This window comes from Eoetvoesiella sp., assembly GCF_035555955.1.
Lineage (GTDB): Bacteria > Pseudomonadota > Gammaproteobacteria > Burkholderiales > Burkholderiaceae_B > Eoetvoesia.
In genome coordinates, this window is sequence record NZ_DATMGA010000060.1 from 29,076 (window position 1) to 44,962 (window position 15,887).

The following is a 15,887-nucleotide window of genomic DNA, read 5'->3' on the forward strand; positions in this document are numbered from 1 at the left end:
GAGGACGATGCCGCGTGTAAAGCCATGATTTCCATGAGGGAAACACAGAGGCACGTTCGTCCGGCCACAAACTTGGGTGGGCTGATGTTTTAAAAATGACACATTTATGTTTCAATGATGTCATTATTGAAGAAAATGTTCATCATGGCTCCGTTCATTGCCTCCTATTCGCGTCCTTTGCGGGTCGTCGCCGTGGGGTTCCACGGCCTGCGCACATTGCTGGAGGAGCTTGCTCCAGAATATAGCGCCATTGCCGAAATACATATACTGGACAAGGCGTACGGCGATGCGCTGGCCGACATTACCGCCGAGCGCCAGGACCGCGGCGTCGACGCCGTGGTGGCGGCCGGCTCCAACGGCGGGTTTTTGCGCCAGCACCTGGACGTGCCCGTGGTGCTGGTCAAGGTGGGCGGCTTCGACATGATGCACGCGCTGGCCAAGGCTTCGCGCTATTCGCGGCGCATCGCCCTGGTCACGTATGGGTCGGTTCCCGCCGAAATGGCGCGCTTCAACGAAATATTCGATTTGCGGCTGGAGTTCCGGGTTTACAAGACCGAGCTCGACGCGGAGGCCAGCGTGCAGGAGCTCAAGCATCTGGGCATCGACGTCGTCGTGGCGCCCGGCATGGTGGTGGATCTGGCCCGCAGCTACGGCTTGCAAGGCGTTCTGCTGTATTCGCAGCAGTCGGTCCGCGAAGCCATGGACGACGCCATCGAAGTGGCCCGCGTTTCCAGGCTGGAGCAGGCCAAGCGCGAAAAATTGAACACCATCCTCGGCCATCTCAAGGACGGCGTCGTGGCCGTCGACCTGGACGAGCGCATCGAAACCCTGAACCTCTCCATGGAAAAAATCATCGGGCATCCCGCGGACAGGCTTGTCGGGCAGCGCCTGAGCTCGGTGTTCCCGGGCCTGGAGCTAAGCGGCACACTGCGTTCGGGGCGGGCCGAAATCGAGCAGGTGCAGGACGTGGGCGGCAAGACCCTGGTCACCACCCGCATTCCCGTCATCGAGCAGGGCCGACAAACCGGCGCCGTCCTGATTTGCCAGGATCCGGCGACCATCCAGCGGCTGGACCGAAATCTGCGCTCGCGCAGCCAGCCCAGGGCTACTCCCGCCCGATATGTGCTGGACGACATCGTCGGCGCCGGCCCCTTGATCGAGCGGGTCAGGGAGAGGGCGCTGAGCTGCGCACGAAGCCGGGCCACGGTACTCATCATTGGCGAGAGCGGTACGGGCAAGGAGTTGCTGGCGCAGGGCATCCACAATGCCAGCGCCCGAAGCGCCCAGCCTTTCGTGGCGATCAATTGCGCTGCTTTTCCCGAGGCCTTGCTGGAAAGCGAGTTGTTCGGCTATGTGGAGGGGGCTTTCACCGGATCCAGCCGCGGGGGCAAGACGGGCTTGTTCGAAGCGGCTCATACCGGCACTATCTTTCTCGACGAAATCGGCGAGATGCCGTTGTCCCTGCAAACGAGGCTGTTGCGGGTGCTGCAGGAAAAAGAAGTGCTGCGGGTTGGCGCCACCGAACCCACTCCGGTCGACGTGCGGGTGATGGCCGCGACGCACCGGGACCTGGCCGCCAGCGTCGCCGCCGGCCAGTTTCGCGGCGACCTGTATTACCGCCTGAACATCCTGCTGGTCAATCTGCCGCCATTGCGCCAGCGCGCCGGCGACCTGCCTTTGCTGGCCGCAAGCCTGAAAAAGAAGATCGCCCGGCGTTTGCATTACGAGAGCGGGTTCGGCGATGCCGTCGTCGACGCCATCGTGGAGGCGGGCAGGGGGTATTCCTGGCCCGGGAATATCCGCGAGCTGGAAAACCTGATCGAGCGCGGCCTGGTCTTTTACGATACTGTCGGGGTCGATGGCGGCGCGGCGCAAGACCGGTTGAAGGAAATCGCCCCGGAGCTGTTCGCGCAGGAGGGCGTGGAGGAAGCCGCGGGACTGCGCGACAGCCGCGAAGCGGCGGAGCTCGAGCATATCCAGGCGGTCCTGAGGGAATGCCATGGGGACAAGACGCTTGCGGCGCAACGCCTCAACATCAGCCGCAGCACGCTATGGCGCAAGCTCAAGCGCGGGGGCCGGGCCATCGGCGCCTGGGGCAAAAAATAAACCCCGCCGGTTGCAACAGCGGGGTTCATCAGCAGGGCGGGCCGTTTCGGAAACCGGTTTTCCGTATCCGACAAGGCGCACGCGGCGGCGCCCTTGGCGGCCCTGGGGTGAATTACTTCAGCAGGTCTTTCACGCCATCGCGCTCTTCGAGCAGCTCGTTGAGCGTCTTGTCCATGCGCTCGCGCGAGAATTCGTTGATTTCAAGGCCGGCGACGCGGGTGTATTCGCCGTTGGCCGTGGTGACGGGCACGCCGTATACGATGCCTTCGGGAATGCCGTAGGAGCCGTCGGAGGGCACGCCCATGGTGACCCACTTGCCGTTGCTGCCCAGAACCCAGTCGCGGACGTGGTCGATGGCGGCATTGGCGGCCGAAGCGGCCGACGAAAGTCCGCGGGCCTCGATGATGGCCGCGCCGCGCTTGCCGACGGTGGGGATGAAGGTGTCGCGGTTCCAGGCGTCGTCGTTGATGAGTTTTTCAAGGCTTTGGCCGCCGACGGTGGCAAAGCGGATGTCCGGGTACATGGTGGGCGAGTGATTGCCCCATACGACCAGTTTTTCGATGTCGGCGACTTTCTTGCCGGATTTGGCGGCCAGTTGCGAAAGCGCGCGGTTGTGGTCCAGGCGCAGCATGGCGGTGAAGTTCTTGGCGGGTAGGTCGGGCGCCGACTTCATGGCGATGTAGGCATTGGTGTTGGCGGGGTTGCCCACGACCAGCACCTTGACGTTGCGGTTGGCCACTTCATTGAGCGCCTTGCCCTGGGCGGTGAAGATTTGCGCATTGACCTGGAGCAGGTCTTTGCGTTCCATGCCGGGTCCGCGGGGGCGTGAACCGACCAGCAGCGCGACTTCGACATCCTTGAACGCTTCGCGCGGATCGCTGTGCGCGGTCATGCCGGCCAGCAGCGGGAAGGCGCAGTCGTCCAGTTCCATCATGACGCCCTTCAGCGCTTTCTGGGCTTTTTCGTCGGGGATCTCGAGCAGTTGCAGGATGACAGGCTGGTCTTTACCAAGCATTTCGCCCGAGGCGATGCGGAACAGCAGGGCGTAACCGATTTGGCCGGCAGCGCCGGTGACGGCGACACGCATGGCGGGTTTGGACATGAACAATCTCCAGTGAAAAGATGAGTGGTTGGCTGAGTGGCTTCCGGCTTGCCTGATTCGCATTCAGGCGGAGGGGCTGGACGCTAGTGCCCCGTTTGGCAGGTTCGCACGGGAAACCGGCCGGACAGCGCACTAATACCCGACAGTTTAAATCGTTTGAAGGTTAGAGGAAATCGAGATTGCAGTCAAACATCTTATATCTTATATAAGACACAAGAGTGTTAGACAGAATCGTCAATCCGTGCGAAAATGCTACGCGTTTTATCTCGATGCTTTAATCTTAAATTTTCTGTTCAGGTGCTCCAGCCGCGTAGCCATGTCCGATATCCCGTCAAATGATCAAGCACCGGACGAGCGCGCTGTCAGCAGCGCGGCGTATAGTCCGCTGTACCAGCAGATCAAGGGGTTGTTGCTGCAAAGCCTGGATCGCGGCGAATGGAAGCCCGGCGAATCCATACCCAGCGAACTCGAGCTTGCCGCCCGTTTCCAGGTAAGCCAGGGCACGGTGCGCAAGGCCATCGACGAGCTGGCCGCGGAAAACCTGCTGCTGCGCCGCCAGGGCAAGGGTACGTTTGTTGCAACGCACCATGAAGCCAAGGTGCGTTTCCGCTTCCTGAGGCTTACCTCCGACGACGGCCAGCCCAAAATGACGGGCAGCCAGATCCTGGATTGCCGGCGGGTCAAGGCGCCCACCGATATCGCGCGCCTGCTCGACTTGCGGGCCGCCGACGCCGTGGTCAATCTGCGCCGCCTGCTCTCGTTCGAGCAGGTGCCCACCATTCTCGACGACATCTGGCTGCCGGGCTCGGTGTTTCGCGGCCTGACCGCGGATTCCCTTTCCCGTTACCGGGGCCCGCTGTATGGTTTGTTCGAGTCCGAGTTTGGGATTAGCATGGTGCGGGCCGAAGAGAAGATCAAGGCGGTGTCGGCCAGCGCCGAACAAGCCCAGTTACTGCAAGTCGCTCCTTCCAGCCCCTTGCTGCAGGTCGAGCGCGTATCGTTCACTTACGGCGATCGCCCCGTCGAAGTGCGCAGAGGCTTATACGTGACCGAACGGTTCCATTACAGGAACAGTTTGAATTGACAAGTTTTTTCTATCCATTTGATACGTACACCCTAAATCGGTGAAAATATCGGCAGTACTTTGCAATAAATTAATTGTTATAACCTTGAGGCCATCATGTCCGATTCAGCTTCCAAGCCGCGTCCGCAGTATCGCAATCTTAGCGTTCCGCAGATCCTGAGCTACCGTCTTCCTCTTGCGGGAAAATCCTCTATTTTGCACAGGGCGAGCGGCGCCTTGTTGTTCTTGTGCCTGCCGCTCGTAATCATTCCGCTTTTCGGGCGCAGCGTGACTTCGGCTGAAAGCTACGCATCCATCCAGGAATGGACCTCCAATCCCCTCTGTAAGATCGTGCTGCTGGTGCTTATATGGGGTTATCTGCATCACTTCTGCGCCGGCATCCGCTACCTCACCCTCGACCTGCACGTCGGCAACGACAAGGTTACCGCCCAGAAAAGCGCCGGCGTCGTCTTCGGCATCAGCCTGGCATTGACTGTGGTTTTCGGTCTTAAACTCTTTGGGGCATGGTAATGGCTACGCACGAACGTCTTGGTACAAAACGCCTGGTGGTCGGCGCCCATTACGGCACGCTCGACTTCATCGTCCAGCGCTGCACCGCCATCATCATGGCCGTGTACACGCTTATTCTCTTCTTCGGTTTCATTTTCTCGTCGGGCATGAGCTTTGAAACCTGGCAACATCTTTTCGTATTCCATGTCGGCGCGCTGCCTGTCGGGCAGTTGCTGGCGACGCTGGCTTTCTTCTCGCTGGCCTGGCATGCATGGATCGGGGTTCGCGACATCTGGATGGACTACGTCACATCGGCCGGCCTGCGCTTGTTCCTGCAAGTGCTGACCATCTTGTGGCTGGTCGGGTCTATTGTCTTTTTCGCAAAAATTCTCTGGAGTCTATAAGCCGTGGCTGCTGTCAAAAAATCCTTACCTCGCCGCCAGTTCGATGTGGTGGTCGTAGGCGCCGGCGGATCCGGCATGCGTTGCTCGCTGCAACTGGCACAGGCAGGCTTATCGGTTGCCGTGCTGTCCAAGGTGTTCCCCACCCGTTCGCACACCGTGGCCGCGCAGGGCGGCGTCAGCGCCTCGCTGGGCAACATGAGCGAAGACCACTGGTATTGGCATATGTACGATACGGTCAAGGGCTCCGACTGGCTCGGCGACCAGGACGCCATCGAATTCATGTGCCGCGAGGCTCCCAACGCCGTGTACGAGCTCGAGCACTTCGGCATGCCGTTCGACCGCAATGCCGACGGCACCATCTACCAGCGTCCGTTCGGCGGCCATACCGCCAACTTCGGTGAAAAACCCGTGCAGCGCGCCTGTGCCGCGGCCGACCGCACCGGCCACGCCATGCTGCACACCTTGTATCAGCGCAACGTCGCGGCCCGCACCCAGTTCTTCGTCGAGTGGATGGCGCTCGACCTGCTGCGCAACGAAGCCGGCGACGTCCTGGGCGTTACCGCCCTCGAAATGGAAACCGGCGACATCTACGTGCTGGAAGCCAAGACCACGGTGCTGGCCACCGGCGGCGCCGGCCGCATCTGGGCCGCTTCCACCAATGCCTTCATCAACACCGGCGACGGCCTGGGCATGGCGGCGCGCGCCGGCCTGCCCCTCGAAGACATGGAGTTCTGGCAGTTCCACCCCACCGGCGTGGCCGGCGCGGGCGTGCTCATCACCGAGGGCGTGCGCGGCGAAGGCGGCATCCTGCTGAACAAGGACGGCGAGCGTTTCATGGAGCGCTACGCGCCCACGCTCAAAGACCTGGCGCCCCGCGACTTCGTCTCGCGCTCCATGGACCAGGAAATCAAAGAGGGGCGCGGCGTCGGCCCCAACGCCGACCACATCCTGCTGAAGCTGGATCACATCGGCGCCGAAACCATCATGAAGCGCCTGCCGTCCATTCGTGAAATCGCCATCAAGTTCGCCAACGTCGATCCCATCAAGGATCCGATCCCCGTCATCCCGACCATCCACTACCAGATGGGCGGCATCCCAACCAATGTCCAGGGCCAGGTCATGGATTGGGTCAACGGCGCAAGCAAGCCTGTGCAAGGCCTGTATGCCGTCGGCGAGTGCGCGGCCACCTCGGTGCACGGCGCCAACCGCCTGGGCACCAATTCGCTGCTCGACCTCATCGTGTTCGGCCGCGCGGCCGGCAACCACATCGTTGCCTCGCACCCGGAACGCCAGCACGCTCACCAGCCGATTCCCGAGTCCTCCATCGACCAGTCGCTCGCCCGCGTCGACAAGCTCGAAACCCGCGCCTCGGGCGAAAACGTCTACGAGGTGCACAACACCATGCGCGACAGCATGCAGGCGCACTGCGGCGTGTTCCGTACGCTCAAGCTGCTCAACGAAGGCGTCACCCAGATGGAAGAAATCGCCGAGCGTTGCGACAACGTCCATTTCAAGGACAAGTCCAAGGTCTGGAATACCGCCCGCATCGAGGCGCTCGAGCTTGCCAACATGAAGGAAGTCGCCCTGGCCACGACCAAGTCGGCGGCCAATCGCACGGAAAGCCGCGGCGCGCATGCGCTGGACGACTACCCCGAGCGCGACGACGTGAACTGGCTGCTCCACACAATGTGGTTCTCCGAAGACCGGCGCCTCGAGTACAAGCCTGTGCAGATGAAGCCGTTGACCGTCGACAGCTTCCCTCCCAAGGCACGGACCTTCTAAGCAGGATATAGAAATGAGCGAAAAACGAATCGTCAAATTTGAAATCTACCGCTACGATCCTGACAAGGACGAGCGCCCCTACATGCAGAAGCTCGAGGTCGAGCTGCAGCCCAACGACAAGATGCTGCTCGACGCGCTCATCCGCATCAAGCACGACGTCGACGACAGCCTGGCCCTGCGCCGCTCCTGCCGCGAGGGCGTATGCGGTTCCGACGCCATGAACATCAACGGCAAGAACGGCCTGGCCTGCATCACCAACCTGAACGACATCAAGCAGCCCATCGTTCTGCGCCCCTTGCCCGGCTTGCCCGTCGTGCGCGACCTCATCGTCGACATGACCCACTTCTTCAACCAGTACCATTCGATCAAGCCCTACCTCATCAACGACCAGCCGCCTCCCGAGAAAGAGCGGCTGCAAACCCCCGAGGCGCGCGAGCAGCTCGACGGGCTGTACGAATGCATCCTGTGCGCGTGCTGCTCCACGGCTTGCCCGTCCTTCTGGTGGAATCCCGACAAATTCGTCGGCCCCGCCGGCTTGCTGCAGGCTTACCGGTTCATCGTCGATACGCGCGACGAAGCCACCGGCGAGCGCCTGGACAACCTTGAAGATCCCTATCGGCTGTTCCGCTGCCATACCATCATGAACTGCGCCGATGTCTGTCCGAAGGGGCTCAACCCGTCGGCGGCTATTGGCAAAATCAAGGAACTCTTGGTTCGCCGCAGTATCTAACGACAGTTCAAAGCATGAATAAACTGTCCGAGCTTGAGCGCGCGCGTCTGCGTTGGCGCGCGCGCCGTGGTTTGTTGGAAAACGACCTGATCATCACGAAGTTTCTTGATCAGTTCGAAGATCAACTGACCGATATCGATGTGTCGGCCTTGTCTCAGCTTTTTGAGATGGGCGATAACGAGTTACTTGACGTTTTGCTTGGTCGAGTCGAGCTTTCGGGCGTGTACGACACACCCGACATACGCCGGCTGATCTCGCAAATGCGAGAGCTATAATTTTTGAGGAATAAAGTGATGCAACTGTCAGATAAAAAAGCCACGCTATCGTTCTCCGATGGCAGTGCGCCCATCGAATTCCCCGTCTACTCCGGCACGGTCGGTCCCGATGTCATCGACATCCGCAAACTGTATGGCCAAAGCGGCATGTTCACGTACGACCCCGGCTTTCTTGCGACGGCGTCGTGCGAATCGGCCATCACCTACATCGATGGCGACAAGGGCCAGTTGCTGTATCGCGGCTACCCCATCGACCAGTTGGCCAAGAGCTGCGACTTCATGGATGTCAGCTACCTGATCCTGAACGGCGACCTGCCCAATGCGGCGCAAAAGGCCGAGTTCGATTCTCTGGTCACCCATCATTCGCTGGTGCACGAGCAACTGCATTTCTTCCTGCGCGGCTTCCGTCGCGATGCCCACCCCATGGCGGTTCTGACCGGCCTGGTGGGAGCGCTGTCGGCGTTCTACCATGACTCGCTGGACATCACCAATCCGCGCCATCGCGAAATCTCGGCAATCCGCCTCATCGCCAAGATGCCCACCCTGGTGGCCATGGCGTACAAGTATTCGCAAGGCCAGCCGTTCATCTACCCGCAAAACGACCTGTCCTACACGGGTAATTTCGTGCGCATGATGTTCGCCACTCCGTGCGAAGACTACAAGGTCAACGACGTGGTCGAGCGCGCGCTGGATCGCATCTTCATCCTGCACGCGGATCACGAGCAGAACGCCTCCACGTCCACCGTGCGTCTTTGCGGTTCGTCGGGCACCAATCCTTTCGCGGCAATTGCCGCCGGCGTGGCGTGCCTGTGGGGTCCTGCTCACGGCGGCGCCAACGAGGCTTGCCTGCAAATGCTCGAAGAGCTGCAAGCCAATGGCGGCGTGGCCAAGGTCGGCGAGTTCATGGAAAAGGTCAAGGACAAGAATTCGGGTGTGCGCCTGATGGGCTTCGGCCATCGTGTCTACAAGAACTACGATCCTCGCGCCAAGCTCATGCAGGAAACCTGCAAGGAAGTGCTCAGCGCACTTGGCCTGGAAAACGATCCACTGTTCAAGCTGGCCATGGAACTGGAACGCATTGCGTTGGAAGACAAGTACTTCGTGGATCGCAAGCTGTACCCGAACGTGGACTTCTACTCGGGCATCGTTCAACGCGCCATCGGCATCCCCACCTCGCTGTTCACGGCCATCTTCGCGCTGGCCCGCACGGTGGGCTGGATCGCTCAATGGAACGAAATGCTGTCCGATCCCGACTACAAGATCGGCCGTCCCCGCCAACTGTACACGGGCTCGGCGGTTCGCGACGTTCCCGCCAAGCGTTAATGGCTTGCGGAGCAGGGGGCCGGCGGCGCCCTGCGAACAGAAAAGCGCCCTTTTCGGGGCGCTTTTTTGTAGGTGGCGTTTTTGAGTTCTTGAGGGCTGGCGGGCCAGGAGCTGGATCCGCTCAGCTCGCGCGGCCCAGGCTGCGCCTGGGCTTCCCGGCCAGAGCACCCGGATCAAGGCGCTCGCGAACTCGGACGAACGGCCAGCCCCCGGCTGGCCGTAAACATCGTCCTCAAACATGCGCTCGCTTGCCTCCTTGATCCGGGCGCTCCGGCCGGCGCGCTCAAATTCGCTCCTCCAGCCCCTGGCCCGCCAGCCTGAGGCCAGTACACGGTAGCGGCATCGCTGTTCACGATGCGCCTCCCTCGCCGTCTTAGGTACCAGCAACCAGCAACCACCCATGAAAAAGGCGCCGCCCTTTGGTTTGCATAACCAAGGTGCAGCGCCTTGAGGCAGGCGGGGAAGGGGGTTACACCTGCCCGGCCTCCTGTTGGGCATCGACCACTGCGAGGGCGGTCATGTTGACGATGCGGCGCACCGTGGCGCTGGTGGTGAGGATGTGCACGGGGCGCGCTGCGCCCAACAGCACGGGGCCCATGGCCACGCCGTGGCTGCCGGTCATTTTCAGCATGTTGTAGGTGATGTTGCCGGTGTCCAGGTTGGGCATGATCAGCAGGTTGGCCGGGCCCTTGAGCGTGGAGTCGGGGAAGGCCTTGAGGCGCACTTTTTCGGACAGGGCCGAGTCGGCGTGCATTTCGCCGTCCACTTCCAGGTGAGGGGCGAGCTCGCCGATGAGTTGGCGTGCTTCGGCCATTTTGCGCGACGATTCGGTCGGGCGGCTGCCGAAGTTGGAGTGCGACAGCAGGGCGATTTTGGGCACGACGCCGAAACGCTGGACTTCGGCCGCGGCCTGGATGGCCATGTCGGCGATTTCCTCGGCGCTGGGGTTTTCGTTGACGTGGGTGTCGCAGATGAACAGCGTTTGATCGGGCAGCATCAGCACGTTCATGGCCGCGAACGTCTTGACGTCGGACTTCAGGCCGATGACTTCCTGGACGTACTTGAGCTGATTGTCGTAGCGGCTGGCGACGCCGCACAGCATGGCGTCGGCGTCTCCGCGCTGCAGCAGCATGACGCCGATGAGCGAGTTGTGCTTGCGCACCATGGCCTTGGCGATTTCGGGGGTGACGCCGTTGCGGCCCTGCAGCTTGTAATAGGCTTTCCAGGTGTCGTTGAAGCGGCTGTCGTCTTCGGGGTTGACCACTTCGATGTTGTCGCCGATGGCCAGGCGCAGGCCGAATTTCTCGATGCGCATCTGGATGACGGCGGGGCGGCCGACGAGAATGGGCTGGGCGATGTTTTCGTCGATGACGGTTTGCGCGGCGCGCAGCACGCGTTCGTCTTCGCCGTCGGCGTAGATGACCCGCTTGGGCCCGTTCTTGGCCTGCATGAACAGCGGGCGCATGAGCTGGCCGGTGTGGTACACGATGCTCATGAGGCGCTGGCGGTAGGCTTCCATGTTTTCGATGGGGCGTCTGGCCACGCCCGAGGCCATGGCGGCCTCAGCCACCGCCGGGGCGATCTTGATGATCAGGCGGGGATCGAAAGGTTTGGGAATGATGTAGTCGGGCCCGAACGAAAGTTCTTCGCCGGCATAGGCGTTGGCCACTTCGTCGTTTTGTTCGGCCTGGGCGAGTTCGGCGATGGCCTTGACGCAGGCCAGCTTCATTTCCTCGTTGATGACCGTGGCGCCGACGTCCATGGCGCCGCGGAAAATAAACGGGAAGCACAGGACGTTGTTGACCTGGTTGGGGTAGTCGGAACGGCCGGTGGCGATGATGCAGTCGGGGCGGGCGGCCTTGGCGATCTCGGGGCGGATCTCCGGCTCGGGGTTGGCCAGCGCCAGAATGAGCGGCTGGGGCGCCATGGTCTTGAGCATGTCGGCGGTAAGGACGCCAGGCGCCGAGCAGCCCAGGAACACGTCGGCGTCGCGGCAGACGTCGGCCAGAGTGCGGGCCTCGGTTTTTTGCGCGTAGGCCGCCTTGGTGGGTTCCATGTTGGCGTCGCGGCCTTCCCAGATGACGCCGCGCGAGTCGACCACGTAGATGTTGGAGCGTTCCAGGCCCAGGTTGACCAGCAGGTTGAGGCAGGCGATGGCGGCGGCGCCCGCGCCCGAGCAGACTAGTTTGACTTTGCCGATGTCTTTGCCCAGGACCTTGAGGCCGTTGAGAATCGCCGCCGAGGAAATGATGGCCGTGCCGTGCTGGTCGTCGTGGAAGACGGGGATCTTCATGCGCTCGCGCAGCTTCTTTTCAATATAGAAGCATTCGGGCGCCTTGATGTCTTCGAGGTTGACCCCGCCAAGCGTGGGCTCGAGCGCGGCGATGATGTCCACCAGCTTGTCGGGATCGTTCTCGGCAAGTTCGATGTCGAAGACGTCGATGCCGGCGAATTTCTTGAACAGGCAGCCCTTGCCTTCCATGACGGGCTTGGCGGCCAGGGGGCCGATATTGCCCAGGCCCAGCACCGCCGTGCCGTTGGTGATGACGCCCACCAGGTTGGAGCGCGATGTGTATTTCGCGGCCGCGTCGTCGCCGCCTTCGTGGATGGCCATGCTGGCTACTGCCACGCCGGGGGAGTAGGCCAATGACAAGTCGTCCTGGTTGGCAAGGGTTTTGGTCGGCGTGACCGAGATTTTTCCCGGGACGGGGTTGGCATGGTAATCGAGTGCCAGTTTCGAGAGATCCGCGTTGGCGTCCATGGGGTGTAGCTCCTGAGGCGATTTTTAGTGTTCCGGCCGAAGCCAGTCATATTTGCGAGACATAAGTGTAATCTTTTCGAGCCTGGGGTGGTGGCGGTCCCCGGCGCAAGGCCCGGCCCGCGGCGCTGCGGGCCGGTGTCACTTATAGTCAACGTTTGGACTTCGTTTGGGCCTTTTTCTGGGGCTTTTCGGCCGGGCGGCGTTACTTTCCACTTTGAATCTGGGTATACTGGACGGCAATACGGCTAATCAAGGCGTCGTACGTTGCCTTCTGCCCTGCTATCCGCTAACCGGTCTGGCCGTGTCGCGGAAGGTTGTTCCCTGCATCAAAACGAGCGAGACGCTCGCATAGGTGAAGCGCATTTATGTCATCGGAAATAGAACTTTCATCCAATTCCTATCTTTTCGGCAGTAACGCCCCTTACGTAGAGGAACTCTACGAATCCTACCTGGACAATCCCTCGTCCGTGGCGGATCAATGGCGCGACTACTTCGATCAGCTCCAGCATCAACCTGCCACCGATGGCCGCGAAGTCACCCGCGACCAGGCCCATGCGCCCATCGTCGAGTCGTTCGCGCAGCGCGCCAAGGCCAATGCTTTCGTCGTGCGTGCACAAGAACCCGACCTCTCCGTCGCGAGCAAGCAGGTCTATGTACAGTCCATCATCGCCGCCTATCGCTCGCTCGGTCCGCGCTTTGCCGACCTCGATCCGCTGAAGCGCCACGGCCGCCCCGACATCCCCGAGCTCGACCCGGGCTTCTACGGGCTCACCGAGGCCGACCTGGACCAGGTGTATTCGGCTACGAACACCTATTTCACCAAAGCCGACACCATGACCATGCGCGACATGCTGAAGGCATTGCGCGACACCTATTGCCGCAACGTCGGCGCCGAATTCATGCACATCTCCGATCCGGCCGCCAAGCGCTGGATCCAGGAACGCCTTGAGTCCACCACTGGCGTGCCGGCCCTTCCGGCCGAACGCAAGCGCCACATCCTGCAGCAGCTCACCGAGGCCGAAGGCCTCGAGCGCTTCCTGCACACCAAATACGTGGGGCAAAAGCGCTTCTCGCTGGAAGGCGGCGAAAGCTTCATCGCCGCCATGGACGAAGTCGTCAACCATGCGGGCGACAACGGCGTGCAGGAAATCGTGGTCGGCATGGCTCACCGCGGCCGCCTGAACATGCTGGTCAACATCATGGGCAAGATGCCCGGCGACCTGTTTGCCGAGTTCGAAGGCAAGCATGCCCAGGGCCTGACCGACGGCGACGTCAAATACCACAACGGCTTTTCCAGCGACCTGTCCACGCGCAGCGGCCCCGTCCACCTGTCGCTGGCGTTCAATCCGTCGCACCTTGAAATCGTCAATCCCGTGGTCGAAGGCAGCGTACGCGCCCGCCAGGACCGCCGCGGCGACGACGACGGCAGCCAAGTCCTGCCGGTGCTGGTGCACGGCGATGCCGCTTTCGCCGGCCAGGGCGTCGTCATGGAAACGCTCAATCTGGCGCAAACCCGCGGCTATGGCACGGGCGGCACGCTGCATATCGTCATCAACAACCAAATTGGCTTCACTACCTCCGATCCGCGCGATACGCGTTCCACGCTGTATTGCACCGACGTGGTCAAGATGATCGAAGCGCCGGTCTTCCACGTCAACGGCGACGATCCCGAAGCCGTCGTGTATGTCACGCAGCTTGCGCTGGACTACCGCCGCGAATTCGAACACGACGTCGTCGTCGACATCGTGTGCTTCCGCAAGCTGGGCCACAACGAACAAGACACGCCTTCGCTCACCCAGCCGCTCATGTACAAAAGCATCGGCCAGCATCCGGGCACGCGCAAGCTGTACGGCGACAAGCTGGTTGCGCAGGGCGTCCTGTCCGAGGGCGAACCCGACCAAATGGTCAAGGACTACCGCCAGCTCATGGAAGACGGCCAGCGCACGGTCGAGCCTGTTCTTACCGACTACAAGAACAAGTACTCCACCGACTGGACTCCCTTCCTCAATGCCAAGTGGACCGACCAGGCCGACACCGGCGTGCCCCTGACCGAGCTGACCCGCATCGGCGAAAAGCTCACCATCGTGCCCGAGAACTTCACGGTTCACCCCCTGGTCAACAAGCTGCTCAACGACCGCCTCAAAATGGCGCGCGGCGAGCAAAAGCTGGACTGGGGCATGGGCGAGCACCTGGCATTCGCCACGCTGCTTTCGTCGGGCTACAACATCCGCATCACCGGCCAGGACTCCGGCCGCGGCACGTTCTCGCACCGCCATGCGGTTCTGCACGATCAAAAGCGCGAGCGCTGGGACGACGGCACGTATATTCCGCTGCAAAACGTTTCCGAAAACCAGGCGACGTTCACGGTCATCGACTCGGTGCTTTCCGAAGAAGCCGTGCTGGGCTTCGAGTACGGCTATGCCACAGCCGAACCCAATACGCTTACCATCTGGGAAGCGCAGTTCGGCGATTTCGTCAACGGCGCCCAGGTCGTCATCGACCAGTTCATCAGTTCGGGCGAAGCCAAGTGGGGCCGCCAGTGCGGCCTAGTGCTCATGCTGCCGCACGGCTACGAAGGCCAGGGCCCCGAGCACTCTTCCGCCCGCATCGAGCGCTTCCTGCAACTTTGCGCCGACAACAACATGCAGGTGGTTCAGCCCAGCAACGGCGCGCAGATCTTCCACGTGCTGCGCCGTCAAATGATCCGCGCATTCCGCAAGCCGCTCATTCTCTTTACGCCCAAGTCCCTGCTGCGTAACAAGGACGCCACGTCGCCGTTGGCCGACCTGGCCACCGGCGGCCAGTTCCTGCCCGTCATCGGCGAGCAGGACGAAGCCATCGATCCGGCAGCCGTCAAGCGCGTCGTGGTTTGCTCGGGCAAGGTGTATTACGATCTGGTTCATGCCCGCACCGAAGCTGGGCGCAACGACGTCGCCATCGTGCGCATCGAACAGCTTTACCCGTTTGCCCACAAGGCATTCCAGGCCGAGCTGCAAAAATACACCAACGCCAAGGAAATCGTCTGGGCCCAGGACGAGCCTCAGAATCAGGGGCCCTGGTTCTATGTCCAGCACCACCTGTACGAGAACATGTCCGAAGGCCAGAAGCTGGGATACGCAGGACGTTCCGCGTCGGCATCGCCGGCTGTGGGCTACCTTGCCAAGCACCAAGAGCAGCAGAAAGCGCTGCTCGAGCAGGCAATGGCGGGCAAGTTCAAGGGCTTCATGCTGACTAAATAACAAATATCTTTCATTACGGAATACATATCATGGCTATTACAGAGGTTCTCGTTCCCCAGCTTTCCGAGTCGATTTCCGAGGCCACTTTGCTCACCTGGAAAAAGCAGCCGGGCGAAGCGGTGACTGCCGATGAAATCCTGATCGAAGTCGAGACCGACAAGGTGGTTCTGGAAGTGCCGGCGCCGGCTTCGGGCGTGCTCACCGAAATCGTCAAGGCCGACGGCAGCACCGTGACGGCCGGCGAAGTCCTGGCCCGCATCGACACCGAAGCCAAGGCTGGCGCCGCCGCCCCGGCCGCCGCCGCTGCACCGGCTCCCGCGCCTGCCGCCGCCTCTGCGCCCGCCGCTGCGCCTGTGGCCGCCGCTGTCTCGTCGGTGGCTTCGCCCGCCGCCGGCAAGATCCTTGCCGACAAGGGCATCGATCCGGCATCCGTCGAAGGCTCGGGCCGTGGCGGACGCATCACCAAGGGCGATGCGCTGGAAGCCGGTTCGGCTCCCGCCAAGAAGGCCGCCGCGCCCGTCGCGCCTCCCACGCTTTCGCTGGACGGCCGCCCCGAGCAGCGCGTTCCCATGAGCCGCCTGCGCGCCCGCGT

At 61.8% G+C, this 15,887-nt stretch carries 12 protein-coding genes; 10 read left to right on the plus strand and 2 right to left on the minus strand.

Annotation, left to right across the window (positions count from 1 at the left end):
• The first annotated feature begins 144 nt into the window (after positions 1-144).
• Positions 145-2,106, plus strand: coding sequence for a propionate catabolism operon regulatory protein PrpR (gene prpR / locus VNT00_RS14070; protein ID WP_325588516.1), 1,962 nt, complete (start codon positions 145-147; stop codon positions 2,104-2,106).
• 112 nt (positions 2,107-2,218) lie between these two features.
• On the opposite strand, the gene VNT00_RS14075 is transcribed toward prpR, so the two are convergent.
• Complete coding sequence (locus VNT00_RS14075) at positions 2,219-3,208, minus strand: malate dehydrogenase (protein ID WP_325588518.1); 990 nt, start codon at positions 3,206-3,208, stop codon at positions 2,219-2,221.
• Between the two features lie 316 nt (positions 3,209-3,524).
• Between VNT00_RS14075 and VNT00_RS14080 the strand changes: the two genes are divergently transcribed.
• The 7 genes from VNT00_RS14080 to gltA all read left to right on the plus strand — a co-directional run bounded on the left by VNT00_RS14080 (position 3,525) and on the right by gltA (position 9,295).
• Positions 3,525-4,292 (plus strand): GntR family transcriptional regulator, encoded by a 768-nt coding sequence (locus VNT00_RS14080; RefSeq protein WP_325588520.1) that lies wholly within the window; start codon positions 3,525-3,527, stop codon positions 4,290-4,292.
• Positions 4,293-4,388: 96 nt separating this feature from the next.
• Positions 4,389-4,802 carry a succinate dehydrogenase, cytochrome b556 subunit gene (gene sdhC, locus VNT00_RS14085; protein WP_325588523.1) on the plus strand — a complete coding sequence of 138 codons (414 nt, stop codon included), beginning with the start codon at positions 4,389-4,391 and terminating at the stop codon, positions 4,800-4,802.
• A complete protein-coding gene (gene sdhD, locus VNT00_RS14090; RefSeq protein ID WP_325588525.1) occupies positions 4,802-5,185 on the plus strand; it encodes a succinate dehydrogenase, hydrophobic membrane anchor protein in 384 nt (127 codons plus the stop codon). Before sdhC ends, sdhD begins: the two co-directional genes overlap by 1 nt.
• A gap of 3 nt (positions 5,186-5,188) precedes the next feature.
• The gene (sdhA, locus tag VNT00_RS14095) at positions 5,189-6,967 is read left to right on the plus strand and encodes a succinate dehydrogenase flavoprotein subunit (protein ID WP_325588527.1); all 1,779 of its coding nucleotides are present in this window, start codon (positions 5,189-5,191) and stop codon (positions 6,965-6,967) included.
• Between the two features lie 13 nt (positions 6,968-6,980).
• Positions 6,981-7,697, plus strand: a complete 717-nt coding sequence (locus tag VNT00_RS14100) for a succinate dehydrogenase iron-sulfur subunit (RefSeq protein WP_325588529.1) — start codon at positions 6,981-6,983, stop codon at positions 7,695-7,697.
• A 14-nt stretch (positions 7,698-7,711) separates the two neighbouring features.
• Entirely contained in the window at positions 7,712-7,972 is a 261-nt protein-coding gene (locus tag VNT00_RS14105; protein ID WP_325588531.1) for an FAD assembly factor SdhE, read from the plus strand.
• 18 nt (positions 7,973-7,990) lie between these two features.
• Complete coding sequence (gene gltA / locus VNT00_RS14110) at positions 7,991-9,295, plus strand: citrate synthase (RefSeq protein WP_325588533.1); 1,305 nt, start codon at positions 7,991-7,993, stop codon at positions 9,293-9,295.
• A 469-nt stretch (positions 9,296-9,764) separates the two neighbouring features.
• Here gltA and VNT00_RS14115 read toward each other — a convergent pair whose 3' ends face one another.
• Positions 9,765-12,056, minus strand: a complete 2,292-nt coding sequence (locus VNT00_RS14115; RefSeq protein WP_325588535.1) for an NADP-dependent malic enzyme — start codon at positions 12,054-12,056, stop codon at positions 9,765-9,767.
• A gap of 365 nt (positions 12,057-12,421) precedes the next feature.
• On the opposite strand from VNT00_RS14115, the gene VNT00_RS14120 reads away from it, so the two are divergent.
• A complete protein-coding gene (locus VNT00_RS14120) occupies positions 12,422-15,295 on the plus strand; it encodes a 2-oxoglutarate dehydrogenase E1 component (RefSeq protein ID WP_325588537.1) in 2,874 nt (957 codons plus the stop codon).
• A 29-nt stretch (positions 15,296-15,324) separates the two neighbouring features.
• On the plus strand, positions 15,325-15,887 hold a 563-nt coding region (locus VNT00_RS14125), incomplete at its 3' end, for a biotin/lipoyl-containing protein (protein WP_325588539.1).

Bases quoted from the DNA above. Each gene is read 5' to 3' on its own strand.
- prpR (WP_325588516.1), top strand. From the start codon at position 145: ATGGCTCCGTTCATTGCCTCCTATTCGCGTCCTTTGCGGGTCGTCGCC.
- VNT00_RS14075 (WP_325588518.1), bottom strand. From the start codon at position 3,208: ATGTCCAAACCCGCCATGCGTGTCGCCGTCACCGGCGCTGCCGGCCAA.
- VNT00_RS14080 (WP_325588520.1), top strand. From the start codon at position 3,525: ATGTCCGATATCCCGTCAAATGATCAAGCACCGGACGAGCGCGCTGTC.
- sdhC (WP_325588523.1), top strand. From the start codon at position 4,389: ATGTCCGATTCAGCTTCCAAGCCGCGTCCGCAGTATCGCAATCTTAGC.
- sdhD (WP_325588525.1), top strand. From the start codon at position 4,802: ATGGCTACGCACGAACGTCTTGGTACAAAACGCCTGGTGGTCGGCGCC.
- VNT00_RS14100 (WP_325588529.1), top strand. From the start codon at position 6,981: ATGAGCGAAAAACGAATCGTCAAATTTGAAATCTACCGCTACGATCCT.
- VNT00_RS14105 (WP_325588531.1), top strand. From the start codon at position 7,712: ATGAATAAACTGTCCGAGCTTGAGCGCGCGCGTCTGCGTTGGCGCGCG.
- gltA (WP_325588533.1), top strand. From the start codon at position 7,991: ATGCAACTGTCAGATAAAAAAGCCACGCTATCGTTCTCCGATGGCAGT.
- VNT00_RS14115 (WP_325588535.1), bottom strand. From the start codon at position 12,056: ATGGACGCCAACGCGGATCTCTCGAAACTGGCACTCGATTACCATGCC.
- VNT00_RS14120 (WP_325588537.1), top strand. From the start codon at position 12,422: ATGTCATCGGAAATAGAACTTTCATCCAATTCCTATCTTTTCGGCAGT.